This window comes from Hephaestia sp. MAHUQ-44 (genome assembly GCF_023806085.1).
Classification (GTDB): Bacteria; Pseudomonadota; Alphaproteobacteria; order Sphingomonadales; family Sphingomonadaceae; genus Sphingomonas.
The window spans coordinates 245626-260794 of the sequence record NZ_JAMSLX010000003.1 but is presented as its reverse complement, the minus strand read 5'-3'; the positions used below and the strand labels follow the sequence as shown (position 1 = coordinate 260794).

Genomic DNA, 15169 nt, shown 5'->3' with positions numbered 1-15169 from the left:
CTCTCTCTCAAGCAGCAGGTGCCATCCGATCGGCAATCCGCCCCAGGCTCTCCTCCCGCCCGAGAAGATCGAGCACGTCGAAGATGCCGGGCGACGTCTTGCGTCCGGTCAACACCGCTCGCAGCGGTTGTGCGACGGCCCCCAGTTTCACGCCCTCAGCCTCGGCAACCGTGCGTATCACGGCCTCCGCCGCAGCAACGTTCCAATCGTCGAGTGCCGCGAGCGCGTCGTGAACACGCGCCAGCAACTTAGGTGCGTCGCCCTCTAGCAGATTGGCGGCAGCGTCGTCCATTTCCAGTGGGCGTGTGCGAAAAAGAAACTGCGCACCGTCTGCAAGTTCCAGCAAATTGGCGGCACGCGGTTTGAGAAAAGCCATGCTGCGTTGCAAGAGCGCACGCTGATCGTCCGATGGCGCGAAGCCCAACCGCGCAGTCACGAGATCGGTGAGCCGCGCATCGTCCGCCTCGCGGATATAATGGCCGTTGAGATTTTCGAGCTTCTTCAAGTCGAAACGCGACGGCGATTTGCCGACGCCGGCGAGATCGAACCATTCGATCGCCTGTGCCCGGCTGATGATCTCGTCATCGCCATGCCCCCAGCCGAGCCGGAGCAGGTAATTGTCGAGCGCCTCGGCAAGGATTCCCATCTCGTCGCGATAGGCATCGACGCCGAGCGCGCCGTGGCGCTTGGAAAGTTTCGCGCCGTCGCTGCCATGGATCAACGGGATGTGCGCATAGACCGGATCGGCCCAGCCGCCCTCGATTGCGTTCATCGCGCGGATGATCGGCAACTGGCGGAACGCGTTGTTGAGATGGTCGTCGCCGCGGATGATGTGGGTGACGCCCATGTCGTGATCGTCGACGACGACCGCGAGCATATAAGTGGGGGTGCCGTCCGACCGCAGTAGGACGAAATCGTCGATCTCGGCATTCTGGACGGTGACATCGCCCTGGACCCGGTCGCTGATCGTCGTCGCGCCCTCACGCGGGGCCTTGAGACGAACGACAAACGGCAGGCCCTCGGGGGCGTCGGCCGGATCGCGATCGCGCCAGCGGCCGTCATAGCGGATCGGCTTGCCTGCTGCGCGCTGCTCCTCGCGCAGGGCGGTCAGCTCCTCAGGCGTCGCGTAGCATTTGTAGGCGTGGCCGGCGGCGAGCAATTGCGCGGCGACCTCGGCATGGCGCCCGGCGCGCGCGAATTGGTGGACTTCGTCGCCGTCCCAATCGAGCCCGAGCCAGCGCATCCCATCAAGGATCGCGTCGATTGCGGGCTGGGTCGAGCGGGCGCGATCGGTATCTTCGATGCGCAGCAGGAATTTGCCGCCGTGATGGCGGGCGAACAGCCAATTGAATAGCGCGGTGCGCGCACCGCCGATGTGGAGGAAACCCGTCGGCGACGGGGCGAAGCGCGTGACGACCCCGGTATCAGACCTTGCGCTCAACTGCGCCTGCTCCCAAGCTGGAAAAAAGATGGCCAGTTCAGCCGCGGACGCCCCTAGCACGGCATTGGGGCCGCTTCAATTCGCGGCGGGCGGTTGGTTGCGTCGTGGCCGCGAGGCGCTCGAAACGCGGCTCGAGGCCGAGCGCGATCAACTTCCCTTATGGGTGCCGGTGATGTTCGGCGGCGGGATTTCCGCGTGGTTCGTGCTGCCCGATTCCAATCAGTGGGTCGCGGCATTGCTGCTGCTGGGCGCGCTGGCGTTGCTGGGGATCGCCTTGGGGCGCGGCGGGCGGGCGGGGCGCGCGCTTGCGATCGCCGCTGTCACGGCGGCGCTTGGGCTGGGGCTGATCTGGGGGCACGCCACGCGGGTTATGGCGCCCGTGTTGGCACACCCGACGGTAGCGGCGTTCGAGGGGCGGATCGAGGCGGTGGCGCCGTTGCCGGCGCGCGGGCTGGTGCGGGTGCGGCTTGCCCCGATCGGGGATGTGGGCATGCCGCCGCATGTCCGCGTCAATATCGCCGAGCAGGATGTGCCGGCGGGGCTGGCGACGGGGGCGGTTATCCGGCTGCGCGGCTGGTTCATGCCGCCGCCCGAGGCGAGCGTGCCCGGCGCATACGATTTCGCGCGGATCGCGTGGTTCGACCGACTGGGGGCGACCGGGCGGGCGTTCGTCCCGGTGACGCTCGTCAGTGCGGGGGCATCGCCCGGATCGGCGCTGCGCGCGCGGTTGTCGGCACACATCCAGGGCGAGGTCGCCGGCGGGCCGGGGGCGATCGCGGCGGCGCTGGCGACGGGCGACCAGGGCGCGATCGGTGCGGAGGATGCCGAGGCGATGCGTCGCGCCGGGCTGGCGCATCTGCTCTCGATCAGCGGGTTGCACGTGACCGCGGTGGTGGGCGCGACGATGCTGATCGTGCTCAAGCTGCTTGCGCTGAGCCCGATGCTGGCGTTGCGGCTGCGGTTGCCCTTGATCGCGGCGGGGGCCGGGGCGGTCGCGGCGGTCGGCTATACGTGGCTGACGGGAGCGGAAGTACCGACGATCCGGTCGTGCGTTGCCGCGCTGCTGGTGTTGCTCGCGATCGTCATCGGGCGGGAGGCACTGACCTTGCGGCTGGTCGCGGCGGGGGCGCTGCTGGTGCTTCTCGCGTTCCCGCAGTCGCTGGTGGGACCGAGCTTCCAATTGTCGTTCGCGGCGGTGACGGCGATCATCGCGCTGCACGAGCACCCGCGGGTGAGCGCATGGTTTGCCGCGCGCGGGGACGGCGCGGCGCGGCGGCTGGGGCGGGAATTGCTCGCGCTGCTGCTGACCGGGCTGGTCGTCGAGATCGCGCTCGCGCCGATCGCTTTGTACCATTTCCATCGCTCGGGCGTGTACGGCGCGCTTGCCAATATCGTCGCGATCCCGCTGACGACGTTCATCGTGATGCCCGCCGAGGCGCTGGCGCTGGGGTTCGATGCCGTGGGGCTGGGGGCGCCGTTCTGGTGGGCGGTCGATCACGCGCTGCGGCTGTTGCTGTGGATCGCGCATAGGGTGGCCGACGCGCCGGGGGCGAGCGCCGCCTTGCCGGCAATGCCCGACGGTGCGTTCGGGTTGATGGTCGCCGGCGGGCTGTGGATCGCCTTGTGGCGGACGAAGTGGCGGCGATTGGGCGCGGTACCGCTGGCGATCGGCGCGGCATGGGCGCTGGCGACCCCGGCGCCCGATCTGCTGATCACCCGGGACGGCCAGCATCTCGCACTGGCGACGCCCGAGGGGCTGGCGCTGCTGCGCGAGCGGGCGGGGGATTATACGCGGACGACGCTCGCCGAGAATAGCGGGGTGACCGGCGCACCGCTGGCGATGGCCGATCTGGCCGACGCGCGGTGCAGCCCGGATCTGTGCATTGCCGATCATCAGGCGGGCGGACGAACGTGGCGGATCGCCGCGATACGGAGCAACAATTTCGTCGATTATGACGCGCTGATCCGCACCTGCACCGATGCCGACATCGTCGTCAGCCCGCGCGGCCTGCCGCGGGCGTGCCGGCCGCGCTGGTTGCGGCTCGACCGGCAGACGTTGGCGCGTACCGGCGGGGTCGCGATCTCGCTGGCGAACGGGCGGATCGTGACGGTGCGGCGGCCCGGCGCCGATCAGCCGTGGCGGGACCCGCCGACGATCGCGCCGCCACGGGGGCGGCACGCGACAATGGACGTGCGATCGACCGGGTCAAAGAGCATCGGCGAGCGTGGCACGAAGGCGGGGTTGTAGGACAGCGAAAACGGGGAGGGGCGGGGCGGAAAACAAGAACGGCCCTTCGACAAGCTCAGGGCGAACGGATGGGTTTTCAGCGCGGGGCGTTTTGCCTTCCTTTCCCCCGCGCTTCAATCGTAGCGGCGCAGCAGCCCGGCGAGACGGCCCTGAACGCGGACTTGCGCGGGGGCGTAACGCTGCGGATCATAGGCGCGGTTGGCCGGATCGAGCCGGATCATCGCGCCTTCGCGGCGGAAAAACTTGAGCGTCGCCTCGCTGTCCTCGATCAGCGCCACGACGATCTCGCCGTCGCGCGCCGTCTCGGTGCGGCGGATGAGCGCGTAATCGCCGTCGAGGATGCCCGCCTCGACCATCGAATCGCCCGCCACTTCGAGCGCATAATGATCGCCGCTGCCGAGCAGCGCGGCGGGCACCGACAGGGTCGACTGGCCCTCGATCGCCTCGATCGGCACGCCCGCGGCGATGCGGCCGTGCAGCGGGATTTCGAGCACATCGTTGGCGGGCTCCGGCGCCGGCGCGACGCGCGCGGCCTCGGCCCTGGAGAGGATGCGGGCGACGCCCTTGCGGTGCGGCGTCGGGCGGTCGGGCATCCGCAGCACTTCGAGCGCACGGGCGCGATTGGGCAGGCGGCGGATGAATGCGCGCTCTTCCAGCGCAGAGATCAGGCGGTGGACGCCCGATTTGGACTTGAGATCGAGCGCGTCCTTCATCTCCTCGAACGACGGCGAAACCCCGGTTTCGGCGAGGCGATCGTGGATGAAACAGATAAGCTCATGCTGCTTGGCGGTCAGCATCCCAGGTCTCCCAAAGAACAGACACGGAACGTTTATGTATTGTTCGCGTCACTGTCAAGCAAGCGGCAGGATTTGCACCATGTCGCCGGCCTGGGCCGGGGGGGCGTGGGGGGCGCGCACGACCAGGCAATTCGCACGGGCGAGCGTGGCGAGCATCGAGCTGTCCTGGATCGTCGCGGTATGGACGCGGCCCTCGCGCTGCTCGGCACGCAGATAATCGGTGCGGTCGCCGTTGGCGGGCAGATCGTCGCCGAGGATCGCGGCGGCGGTGACGGGCAACGGATCGGCGGCACCCGCCAGCGCCGCGATCATCGGCCGCACGAACAGCAAGGCGGTGACGAAGGCGGAGACCGGGTTGCCGGGGAGCGCGAGCACCACCGCATCGCCCAGCCGCCCCGCGAGCATCGGCTTGCCCGGACGCAGCGCGATCCGCCAGTAATCGACGCTGCCGCCGGCGGCGATCAGCGCGGGGCGGATGAGATCGTGATCGCCGACCGATGCGCCGCCGGTGGTGACGATCAGATCGGCGGTGGTGGAACATGACGCGAAGGCGCGGGTGAGCGCATCGAGATTGTCGGGGACGATGCCCAATCCGGCGAGGTCGATCGGCAGGCCGGCGAACAGTGCGGCGAGCATCAGCGCATTCGATTCGGGGAGTTGAGACCCGGTGACGGGGGTGCCGGGGGGCACCAGTTCATCGCCGGTCGCGAGCGTCGCGACGCGGATCGGGCGGCGGACGGGGAGCGTCGCGAGGCCGGCGGTGGCCGCCAGCGCGAGCCGGGCGGGGGTGATCCGCGCGCCGGCCGCGAACAGCAGGTCGCCGGTGTTGAAATCGAGCCCGCGCACGCGGACGTTGCGGCCGCAAAAGGCCGGGCCGTCGCCGTCGAGATGGATCGCGTCGCCCTCGCGCCGGGCCTCCTCCTGCACGAGGACGGTATCGCTGCCGCCGGGCAGCGCGGCGCCGGTCGAGATCCGCACCGTCTCGCCCGCGCCGACCTGGCCCGCAAAGGGATGTCCGGCGGCGCTTTCGCCGATCAGGCGGAACGGCCCCGGCAGATCGGCGAAGCGCAGCGCATAGCCATCCATCGCCGACAGATCGGCGGCGGGCTGGGTACGGCGGGCGTGGACCGATTCGGCGGCCCAACGGCCCGCGGCGTCGCGGAGCGCGACGTGTTCGGTCGCGATCGGGGGCGCCAGCGCGAACAGCCGCGCCTGCGCCGCGTCGATGGGGAGAAGCGGGGCGGAATCGGTCACGATCGGCGCTGCAAAGTTGACAAAGTTGACACGCTGGAGGGGGTAGCGCGCGGTCGACGCGGGGGGCGGCCGACAACGGCGCCGCCGACGCGGCGGATGGGGAAGGGGGAGCATGAGGTCAAAGCAGGAACATCATGGCACGAAGGCGGGGTTGTAGGAAAGGGGCACTGCGCGGAGCGAACCAGCGTCGGTGACCGCGGTTTGATTTGCGGGCGTGGCCAATAGCCTTCATGTTCGATTCGCAAAGGGGGGGAGCAATGCAGGACACATTATTCTGGCGATGGCTGTTTTCGGCGGTGCGGCTGACGATCACGGCACTGTGCGTTGCGGTGGCGGTGGCGGTGATTCGCTGGCTGATCATCGCGCACGGGCCGGGCTTCGATCTGAAGCCGCTCACCACCCCCGATCTGATCTCGATCGTTACCGCGTCGATTGCGTTGGCCGCGTTCCTCGTCGCTTTCTGGTTCAACCGCGGCACGCGGCAAGATGCGGCGCGAGTCGAAAAATCCACCGCCTATCTCAACCTCGAGATCGCCTCGAGCGAGGTGTTCAAATATGAAGCGGAGAAGGATGCGCAGCTTCGGCCCTATCGCACCGTCGATGTCGAGCCCGCCGAACGCGCGCGGCTGGCCGAGATGCCGGACGCCAAGGTCGCCTACAATCTCTATTTCCAGACGCTCAACCTGTTCGAGATTTGCGCGCGGTTCCGTCGCCAGGGGATCATCGAGCATCAGGTGTTCGCAAGTTGGGTCGCGTGGTTTTACGACACGCTCGACGATTGGTATTTCCGTGAGATGTGGTCGGATTTCCGCACCAATTATACCGAAGATGTCCGCGACATTTTCGACCTTGGCACCGCGATTTTTGCCGGTCATCTGGGGAGCGCGCCGGCCAACGACGCGGATGAGGAGGATCGGGACCGTCTTCGCAGAGAGGCCTTTTACGATGCCGTGGCGGGTCATATGCAATGTACGGAGATCGGGAAATGGCTGAGCAAGACCAGGGAAAAAGCGACCGAGGCGCCGGCATTGCGGGGCCCGGTGATGCGCGCGCTGTTCTCGTTTGGGATCGCACCGCCGCCACCGCCGACGCGGTTGCGCATTTCTTCGCCCGAACCATCGGCGGCGACGCTCGATATATCAGCCATGGTGAAATCCAGGGCGGGTTGAGCGACGACGGGGCCGATTGGCATCACGACCTGGACGCGCGTTTCGTCGAGGATTTGCGCGCGCTGGACGACGATTCCAGCCTGCTCGTGGCGCGCGCGCCCGATGGCGGGCTGGTGGGCGCCGCGATCGTGGAATGGACCGTCGGCCGCCGTGTCCGCTTCGCGACGCTCGCCGACCTCACGATCGAACCGGCCCAGCGCTCCTCGGGGCTGGGCGCGCAAATGGTCGCCGAAATCGAACGGGAGGCGCGCCATCGAGGCATGCAGTGGATCTTCCTCGAAAGCGGCAAGGACAATCGTCGCGCCCATGCCTTTTTCGAGCGACACGCCTTCCATGAAATCTCGCATGTCTTTGGTAAGGCGTTGACCTGAACAGATCCATGCCCCGACAGGCGCAACGGTCGTCAGGGGTTTCGTATGAGCTGTGGCGCGTGGGCGCCTAGATTTTTTGGCCTGTTCCGAGATCGCTCTGTCGGGAATATTTGACAGGAAACTCGACCCATTCCGCTATCCCATGTGGTTCAGCGATTTCAGCGAGGCCGACATCGGGCCATTCATCGCGCGTTGGGAAATAGGCGGTGCCAAAGAGGCGATCCCACAGCGTGGTAAATGCGCCAAAGTTCTTGTCGAAATGCCTTTCGTCAAGAGAGTGATGAATCCGGTGAAAGCGATTGTCGACCAAAGCAATGCGGAGGATGCCGAAATTGGCTTTGGTCGGCGAATGTATCCATACGATGTGCAGCCAGAGGCCAAAAACCACGAATGGCAACGCCGACCCCGCATTTGTCGCAATGAGGCTAGCTGGAATCGTATAAAATATTAGCGCGATGAACGCTTCACTGGGGTGGTGATAGGAATTGACCGCGTTCAAATCACGAATGGAGTGGTGAACGGTATGCCACCGCCATAGCCAGCGGTGCTGGAGCCGATGAAACCAGTAGAAGAAGAAATCGTTGACGATGGCGCCAACAAGCCCCGCAACCACCCCTGCCAGCGGGCCTGCCCAATAGATGTTGGCGGGATTGGGCAACGCGATGAGAGGCGATACCCCGAATGTATCTCGCAAATTGGCCCAGAGGGCGAGAAATGCAGCGGTCAGTGGTATGAAGATTGCCCAAAAAATGGCGCCATTGACACGCTTTTTGAGCGGTTGATCCTCAAGCGGGTTCAACATTTCAAAAAGAGTCAGGATCAGAAAAACAGCGAACCAGCCAATGTAGCTGTATCGCACGGAGTGCGTGATCTCTGCCATCAAATCCATGCAGAGAGCATGATCCAGAGACAACTAAGATCCTGTAAATATTGACGATGTCGTCCTGGCCTTTTTGTCCTCGGTTCGAGCGGGGCGGTGCGGGAGGGCAGCGTTCCACCAACACGGCGCCTTTTCGCTTTGGCCCTTTATGCCGCGTCGGCGCGCTTCTCGCGTGGTTTTACCCCGCCGCGATCTGCTCGATTCCCGCCATGGAGATCAGGGTCAATCGGCGCCGGCCCGCGATCAGACCGTCGCGTTCCCAGGCGTTGAGCGTTCGGCTGACGGTGTAGAGCGTCGTCCCCGCGATGTCGGCGATGTCCTTGCGGCGCAGGGGGAAGCCGATTTCGGTGCCGTTCCGGGTGGGCCGCCCGGCCTGACGCGCGAGGCGCAGGAGGGTGTTGGCGATGCGGCGATCGGTGCGCTGGGTCGCCATTTCGCGTACCCGATCCTGCAATTCGGCAAGCCGGTGGCCGACGATGCCGATCAGGTTGAGCGCGATCCGCGGATGACGCTCGATCAGGCCGTGCCAGACGGCGTGATCCCAGCTTACCTCGACCGACTCGGTCATCGCGATGCCATCGGCGGGATAGCGCCGATCGGTGAAGATCGCGACGCTGCCGAAAATCTCGCCGGGGCCGATGAAGCGCAGCACGACCTCGCCGCCGTCGCTGCCTGCCTGCGCGATGCGGACTGCCCCCGACAGCAGCACATGCGCGCGCTCGACCGGTTCGCCCTGATCGAACGTCCGTGCGCCGTGCGCGAGCGCGCGGATATGGGCCCGCGCGCAGACCTCGGCGAGGGCCGTCGCGGGCAGGCCGTCGAACAGGTCGAGCGCGGCGATCGCGGCGGCGTGATCGGGGTCATGCAGGCTCATACGGCGATCCTTGCTGGCCGATCGGGCGTGATGAAGGCGGCGGCGGTGCGACTGTATCCGCCGGGGGATCGGCGGTAGTGAGCGTCGAGCGGCGGAGGACGTTGCCGGCGTCGTCCACCGTCACGCGGAAGCGCCGGTTGCCGCGAAAGAAGCTCAGCCGGTGGGTGCCGGCGTGCTCGTCGATCCCGCGCTCGCAGCGTGCCGTGATCTGCCCCGCCTGCATTTCGGCGGGGACGTGCTCGGGGGCGATCCGCAGCCCCTCGGCGATGATCGCCGCGTCGACCTCGATTCCCCCGTCGTCGAATCTGATCCGCGTCATGGCGCCAGCATAAACCCCCTCGCACTCACGCATTTGCGCCAGCGCAACGTTGATCGGTGCGAAGAGCGTAGAGACACGGGCGTCCCTTTTGAAGGAGGCTCGTATCATGGATGACCTTGCGCTTGCCCGCGCGCTCCACGTGCTGGCGGTTGTCGTCTGGATCGGCGGGGTCGCGATGGCGACCAGCGTGGCGATCCCCGGCGTGCGTCGCGGCGATTTCGGCAGCGATCGGCTGCGCGCGTTTCATGCGATCGAGCATCGCTTCGTGTGGCAGGCGCGGTCCGCCGTGCTGCTGGTGGGCGCCACCGGGCTCTATATGGTGGCCAGGCTCGATCTGTGGGATCGCTTCCGCAGCCTGGATTTCTGGTGGATGCACGCGATGGTGTGCGTGTGGGCGATCTTCGCGTTCGTGCTGTTCATCGGCGAGCCGCTGATCCTGCATCGCCGCCTTCCGCGCTGGGTGGCGCAAGACCCCGAGACCGCCTTTACGCGGCTCCACCGGGCGCATGTCGTGCTGCTGACGCTGGGGCTCATCACCGTGTTCGGCGCGGTGGCGGGGAGCCATGGCTGGTCGATTTTTTGAGCGCGGGGGCGTTCAGGCGCGGACGTCACCCGACCTGCCGCCGGTCTTGCTGACGAGGCGAATGCCCTCGATCGTCATCGCCTTGTCGAGCGCCTTGACCATATCGTAAATTGTAAGCAGCGCGACCGAAGCCGCTGTCAACGCTTCCATTTCGACGCCGGTCTTGGCGTCGGTGGCGCAGGTGGCGGTGGCGGTGACGGCATTGGCCTCGACCGTGAGCTCGAGCGACACACGCGTCAGCGGGAGCGGATGGCACAGCGGGATCAAGTCGCTGGTGCGCTTGGCGGCCATGATGCCGGCCACGCGCGCGACCGCGAGCACGTCGCCCTTTTTGGCGGTGCCGTCGCGAATCGCGGCCGCGGCCGCGGGGGTCATCATGATGCGGCCGGTCGCGATCGCCTCGCGCGCGGTGACCGGCTTGGCCGAGACGTCGACCATTTGCGCGGCGCCGCTGGCGTCGAGATGGGTGAGGCGGGGCATCGTCAGCCGACCAGCGCTTTCGTGGCGGCGGCGATATCGGGCTGGCGCATCAGCGACTCGCCGATCAGGAAGCAGTTGATGCCGCGACCGGCGAGCGCATCGAGATCGGCGCGGGTCGAGAGGCCGCTTTCGCTGACCAGGGTCGCGTCGGCGGGCGCCCGGTGCGCAAGCTCGACCGTGCGATCAAGATCGACATCGAAGGTTTTGAGATTGCGGTTGTTCACGCCGATCAGGCGCGACGTGAGCTTGACCGCGCGATCGAGTTCGTCGGCGTCGTGAACCTCGACCAGCACATCCATTCCGCACTCGATCGCGGCGGCCTCGATTTCGGCCATCTGCCCGTCGTCGAGCGCGGCGACGATGATGAGGATCGCATCGGCGCCGATCGCGCGCGATTCGAGCACCTGCCACGGATCGACCATGAAGTCCTTGCGCAGCACGGGCAGTGCGCAGGCCGCGCGCGCGGCGATCAGGAACGATTCATGGCCCTGAAACCAGCGCTCGTCGGTGAGCACCGAGAGGCAGGCGGCGCCGCCCTGTTCGTAGGCGATGGCATGAGCCGGAGGGTTAAAATCAGCGCGGATTAGCCCCTTGGACGGGCTTGCTTTTTTGATCTCTGCGATCAGTGCATGGCCGGTCCGGCGACGCGCATCGAGCGCGGCACGAAAACCGCGCGGCGGCGTTTGCGCCGCGGCGCGCGCGCTCAGCTCGGCGACCGGAATCGTTGCCATTCTGGTGGCGACCTCGGCACGCTTGGTTTCAAGGATTTTGTCGAGCATCGTGCTCATGAATAGGCAATCCAGGCATCGAGGAGGGAGTTGGCGCTGCCGCTGTCGAGCGCCGCGGCGGCAAGGGGGACGGCATCTACGAGCGTCGCGGCTTGCCCGGCGACGACGAGCGCGGCCGCCGCGTTGAGCAGCACCGCATCGCGATAGGCGCCGCGTTCGCCGGTGAGCAGGCGGCGCAGCGCGAGCGCGTTATACGCCGGATCGCCGCCACGGATCGCGGCGATCGGATGACGCGGCAGCCCGGCATCGTCGGGGGTGATGAGCGCGGGCATCGCAAGGCTGCCGACCGCGACCGCGACCGTGGGGCCGGCGCCCGAGACTTCGTCGAGCCCTTCCTCGCCCGAGACGACGAGCGCGGCTTCGGTGCCGAGCTGTTCGAGCGCATCGGCATAGAGGGGGGCGTAATCGGGACGCGCGATGCCGATCAACTGGCGCGTGACGTGCGCGGGATTGGCAAGCGGGCCCATCAGATTGAAGATCGTGCGGCGGCCGATCTGGCGGCGGATCGGGGTGATCCGTTTCATCGCCGGATGGTGGTTGGCGGCGAACAGGAAGGCGATCCCGAGATCGGCGAGCGTCGCTTCGGCCAGCGTGCCGGCGCGTTCCATGTCGAGCCCCAGTGCCTCGAGCGTATCGGCGGCGCCGGCCTTGGACGAGGCGGCGCGGTTGCCGTGTTTGGCGACGGGGACGCCACAGGCGGCGACGACGAGGCTGACCGCGGTCGAGACGTTGAGCGTGTGGTGGCCGTCGCCGCCAGTGCCGCAAACGTCGATCGCACCGGCGGGCGCGTCGATCGGCAGCAGGCGTTCGCGCATCGCGCGCGCGGCCTCGGCGATTTCGGTGCTGGTCTCGCCGCGCTGGCTCAAGCGAATCAGGAAGTTGGCGATGTCGTCTTCACTGGCGCGCGCATCGAGGATGTCGGCGAACGCCTGCGCGGCGACGTCGCGGGGAAGCGGGGCGGCGGGATCGGGAAGCGCGACGACGCCGGTCAATTGCCTTCACCCGCGGCAGGGAGAGGAGTGTGCGCGATGCCCGCGATATTCAGGAAATTGGCGAGCAGCGCGTGGCCGTGCTCGGTGGCGATGCTCTCGGGGTGGAACTGGACACCGTGGATCGGCAGCGTCGCGTGGCGCAGCCCCATTACCGAGGCGTCGGCGGCGGTGGCATTGGCAAGCAGCGCCGCGGGCACGTCCTCGACGATCAGCGAATGGTAGCGAGTCGCGGTGAAGGGTGAGGGGAGGCCGGCGAACACCCCGGTGCCGTCATGGCTGACGGGCGAGGTCTTGCCGTGCATCAGCCCGCCGCGCACCACCTTGCCGCCGAAATACTGGCCGATCGCCTGATGGCCGAGGCACACGCCGAGCAACGGCCGCTGCGCCTCGGCGCACGCCGCGACCAGATCGAGCGAGATGCCCGCCTGGCTGGGGGTGCACGGGCCGGGCGAAATCAGGAAGGCCTGCGCGCCGGTGGCAAGCGCCTGCGCGGCGGAGAGCGCATCGTTGCGTTCGACGCGGACCTCGACACCCAGTTCCATCAGATAATGGACCAGGTTCCAGGTGAAGCTGTCGTAATTGTCGACGACCAGGATCATGCGCGTCGCCATAGCCGATGCGCAGACGAGCGCAACCACAGGCCGGTTTGCACGGCGCGTGCTTTTTGTGCCGCGATGCCTTGGTTTGGCCGTGAAGGCGCACCAGATGTGGCTTGTTCAGCCCGACGTCATCACGCCGGGTGGATATTGGGGATGTCAGGAGTTTGCCATGTTCGGTTCGCTTGCGCTGATTGCGTTGATCGCCGCCCCGGCGCCCGCGCTCGCGATGGTGCAGGAAACGCCGCAGGCGACGCCGACCGGCGACGGCCAGCAAGGCACGCCGCCCGAGAAAATCCGCAACGTCACCGTCTATGGCAATGAGGCTTGCCCCAAGGCCGAGGAAGGCGAAGTGGTGGTGTGCAGCCATCTCGATGCCAACGAGCAATTCCGCATTCCGCAGGAATTGCGCGAGACGCATTACACCCCGGCCAAGAACAGCTGGGTCAACAAGGCGCAGGTGGTCGACGAGGTGAGTCGTACCGCGGGCGGGCTGCCCGATACCTGTTCGCCGGTTGGCAGCGGCGGGCAGACCGGGTGCTTCATGCAGGCAGGCCGCGCGGCGGCGGCCGAGAAGCGCGAACGGGCGCGGGCGCAGGAATCGATTCCTTAAAGGGCGGGCTGGTTGCGCGCCGCTTTCGGTTCGGGCTGAGCTTGCCCAAGCACCGTTCTTTCTTTCGGCACAGAGAAGAAGAACGGCCCTTCGACAAGCTCAGGGCGAATGGTGGGTAGTACCCGCAGCGTGTGCGGGCGTTATTGCCCGAAGCCGGGTTCGCCGGCCCTGGCGATCGCTTCGCGGGCAGCGGCGAGGAGTGCGCCGGCCTTGGCCTGGCATTCGCGTTGCTCATAGGCCGGGTCGCTATCGGCGACGATCCCCGCGCCTGCCTGAACGTGCATCACGCCGTCCTTCACGATCGCGGTTCTGAGCACGATGCACGAATCCATCGACCCGTCGGGCGAGAAATAGCCGACGCCGCCGGCATAGGCGCCGCGTACCTCGGGTTCGAGCTCGGCGATGATCTGGCACGCGCGGACCTTGGGCGCGCCCGAGACGGTGCCCGCGGGGAAGCCGGCGAACAGCGCGTCGAGCGCATCCTTCGCCGGATCGAGCCGCCCGACGACGTTCGAGACGATGTGCATGACGTGGCTGTAAAATTCGATGCCATAGCTGTCGGTGACGCGCACGCTGCCCGCTTCCGCCACGCGGCCGACATCGTTGCGGCCGAGATCGAGCAGCATCAGATGTTCGGCGCGTTCCTTGGGATCGGCGAGCAGGCTGATACGGTTGGCCTCGTCCTCATGGGCGGTTTTCCCTCTGGGGCGGGTGCCTGCGATCGGGCGGATCGTGATCTCGCCGTCGCGCACGCGCACCAGAATCTCGGGGCTCGATCCCGTCAGCGCGAAGCCGGGCAGATCGAGGTGATAGAGGAACGGCGAGGGGTTCACGCGGCGCAGCGCGCGGTACAGCTCGAACGGCGGCAGCGTGAAAGGGACGGTGAAGCGCTGCGCGAGCACGACCTGAAAGATGTCGCCGGCGACGATATAGTCCTGCGCGGCGGCGACCATCTCGGCATAGCGACCGGGGGGAAGCTGCGGCGCGAGATCGACCGCTATCGCCTCGGCGCGCGCGGGTGGCGGCAGCGCGGTGGCGGCGAGGCGGTGCTGCGCAGCCTCGATCCGATCGCGCGCGGCGGCGATCAGCGCGTCCGCGTCGCGCCCCGCTTCGGGCCAGACGGGCGCGACGGTGAACAGCGCGTCGCTCAGCCGGTCGAAGATCAGGATCACCGTCGGGCGCACGAACATCATGTCGGGCAGGCCGAGCGGATCGGCGGCAGGACGCGGCAGATCCTCGACCAGCCCGAAGGTTTCGTAGCCGAAATACCCGACGAGGCACGCCAGCGCGGGCGGCAATGCGGCGGGAACGTCCATCCGACACGCGGCGACGAGCGCGCGCAACGCATCGAGCGTCGGCTCGGCGCAGGGCGCGAAAGCGTCGCGATCGGAGAGCCAGCGCGGGTTGATCGCGGCCTGGTTGCCGGCGGCGCGGAACACCAGATCGGGGGCGAGCCCCAAGAGGCTGTAGCGGCCACGCACCGCGCCGCCTTCGACTGATTCGAGCAGGAAATCGCCGCGCCCCGGCTCGATCAGCTTGAGCGCCGCCGCGACCGGGGTCTGGCGATCCTCGATCGTGCGCTGCCAGACCAGCGCGGGGCGGCCGGCGGCAAGCGCAACGCTGGCAGCGGCGGTGCCGTCGATCATGGCCGCGGGCTCATGTCACGGCCCGTTCGAGCGTGATCATTCATTCCCCGTTCGTGCTGAGCGTGTCGAAACACTGCTTTTCCTTCGTCGGACAAGAAGAACGGCCCTTCGACAAGCT

General features: G+C 67.4%; 16 protein-coding genes. 5 read left to right on the top strand and 11 right to left on the bottom strand.

Annotated elements, in window-relative coordinates; all coding sequences use genetic code 11:
• Positions 1–7 precede the first annotated feature (7 nt).
• Positions 8–1441, bottom strand: coding sequence for a glutamate--tRNA ligase (gene gltX, locus NFE57_RS05215; RefSeq protein ID WP_252134502.1), 1434 nt, complete (start codon positions 1439–1441; stop codon positions 8–10).
• A 28-nt stretch (positions 1442–1469) separates the two neighbouring features.
• On the opposite strand from gltX, the gene NFE57_RS05210 reads away from it, so the two are divergent.
• Entirely contained in the window at positions 1470–3689 is a 2220-nt protein-coding gene (locus tag NFE57_RS05210) for a ComEC/Rec2 family competence protein (protein WP_252134501.1), read from the top strand.
• A 113-nt stretch (positions 3690–3802) separates the two neighbouring features.
• Here NFE57_RS05210 and lexA read toward each other — a convergent pair whose 3' ends face one another.
• Positions 3803–4486, bottom strand: a complete 684-nt coding sequence (gene lexA, locus NFE57_RS05205; protein WP_252134500.1) for a transcriptional repressor LexA — start codon at positions 4484–4486, stop codon at positions 3803–3805.
• A gap of 54 nt (positions 4487–4540) precedes the next feature.
• Positions 4541–5740 carry a molybdopterin molybdotransferase MoeA gene (locus NFE57_RS05200; protein ID WP_252134499.1) on the bottom strand — a complete coding sequence of 400 codons (1200 nt, stop codon included), beginning with the start codon at positions 5738–5740 and terminating at the stop codon, positions 4541–4543.
• Between the two features lie 257 nt (positions 5741–5997).
• Between NFE57_RS05200 and NFE57_RS05195 the strand changes: the two genes are divergently transcribed.
• Both NFE57_RS05195 and NFE57_RS05190 read left to right on the top strand, forming a co-directional pair.
• Positions 5998–6909: a hypothetical protein gene (locus NFE57_RS05195; RefSeq protein WP_252134498.1), complete on the top strand. Its 912-nt coding sequence runs from the start codon at positions 5998–6000 to the stop codon at positions 6907–6909.
• Positions 6906–7280 carry a GNAT family N-acetyltransferase gene (locus tag NFE57_RS05190; protein WP_252134497.1) on the top strand — a complete coding sequence of 125 codons (375 nt, stop codon included), beginning with the start codon at positions 6906–6908 and terminating at the stop codon, positions 7278–7280. The genes NFE57_RS05195 and NFE57_RS05190 overlap by 4 nt, the downstream gene beginning before the upstream one ends.
• Positions 7281–7347: 67 nt before the next feature.
• Here NFE57_RS05190 and NFE57_RS05185 read toward each other — a convergent pair whose 3' ends face one another.
• The 3 genes from NFE57_RS05185 to NFE57_RS05175 form a co-directional block, all read right to left on the bottom strand.
• On the bottom strand, positions 7348–8160 hold the full coding sequence (locus tag NFE57_RS05185) for a sterol desaturase family protein (RefSeq protein WP_252134496.1): 813 nt from the start codon (positions 8158–8160) through the stop codon (positions 7348–7350).
• 178 nt (positions 8161–8338) lie between these two features.
• The gene (locus NFE57_RS05180; protein WP_252134495.1) at positions 8339–9034 is read right to left on the bottom strand and encodes a Crp/Fnr family transcriptional regulator; all 696 of its coding nucleotides are present in this window, start codon (positions 9032–9034) and stop codon (positions 8339–8341) included.
• On the bottom strand, positions 9021–9353 hold the full coding sequence (locus NFE57_RS05175) for a DUF6522 family protein (protein WP_252134494.1): 333 nt from the start codon (positions 9351–9353) through the stop codon (positions 9021–9023). The genes NFE57_RS05180 and NFE57_RS05175 overlap by 14 nt, the downstream gene beginning before the upstream one ends.
• A gap of 106 nt (positions 9354–9459) precedes the next feature.
• Between NFE57_RS05175 and NFE57_RS05170 the strand changes: the two genes are divergently transcribed.
• Complete coding sequence (locus NFE57_RS05170; RefSeq protein ID WP_252134493.1) at positions 9460–9936, top strand: hypothetical protein; 477 nt, start codon at positions 9460–9462, stop codon at positions 9934–9936.
• 12 nt (positions 9937–9948) lie between these two features.
• On the opposite strand, the gene moaC is transcribed toward NFE57_RS05170, so the two are convergent.
• Genes moaC through NFE57_RS05150 form a run of 4 tightly spaced genes read right to left on the bottom strand, consistent with a single transcriptional unit; the run spans position 9949 to position 12795 of the window.
• Complete coding sequence (gene moaC, locus NFE57_RS05165) at positions 9949–10416, bottom strand: cyclic pyranopterin monophosphate synthase MoaC (RefSeq protein WP_252134492.1); 468 nt, start codon at positions 10414–10416, stop codon at positions 9949–9951.
• A 2-nt stretch (positions 10417–10418) separates the two neighbouring features.
• The gene (gene trpC / locus NFE57_RS05160) at positions 10419–11204 is read right to left on the bottom strand and encodes an indole-3-glycerol phosphate synthase TrpC (RefSeq protein WP_252134491.1); all 786 of its coding nucleotides are present in this window, start codon (positions 11202–11204) and stop codon (positions 10419–10421) included.
• A complete protein-coding gene (gene trpD, locus NFE57_RS05155) occupies positions 11201–12196 on the bottom strand; it encodes an anthranilate phosphoribosyltransferase (protein ID WP_252134490.1) in 996 nt (331 codons plus the stop codon). Before trpD ends, trpC begins: the two co-directional genes overlap by 4 nt.
• Positions 12193–12795: an anthranilate synthase component II gene (locus NFE57_RS05150; protein WP_252134489.1), complete on the bottom strand. Its 603-nt coding sequence runs from the start codon at positions 12793–12795 to the stop codon at positions 12193–12195. The genes trpD and NFE57_RS05150 overlap by 4 nt, the downstream gene beginning before the upstream one ends.
• A 169-nt stretch (positions 12796–12964) precedes the next feature.
• On the opposite strand from NFE57_RS05150, the gene NFE57_RS05145 reads away from it, so the two are divergent.
• Positions 12965–13405, top strand: a complete 441-nt coding sequence (locus NFE57_RS05145; protein WP_252134488.1) for a hypothetical protein — start codon at positions 12965–12967, stop codon at positions 13403–13405.
• Between the two features lie 140 nt (positions 13406–13545).
• On the opposite strand, the gene trpE is transcribed toward NFE57_RS05145, so the two are convergent.
• The gene (trpE, locus tag NFE57_RS05140) at positions 13546–15051 is read right to left on the bottom strand and encodes an anthranilate synthase component I (protein WP_252134487.1); all 1506 of its coding nucleotides are present in this window, start codon (positions 15049–15051) and stop codon (positions 13546–13548) included.
• Positions 15052–15169 lie beyond the last annotated feature (118 nt).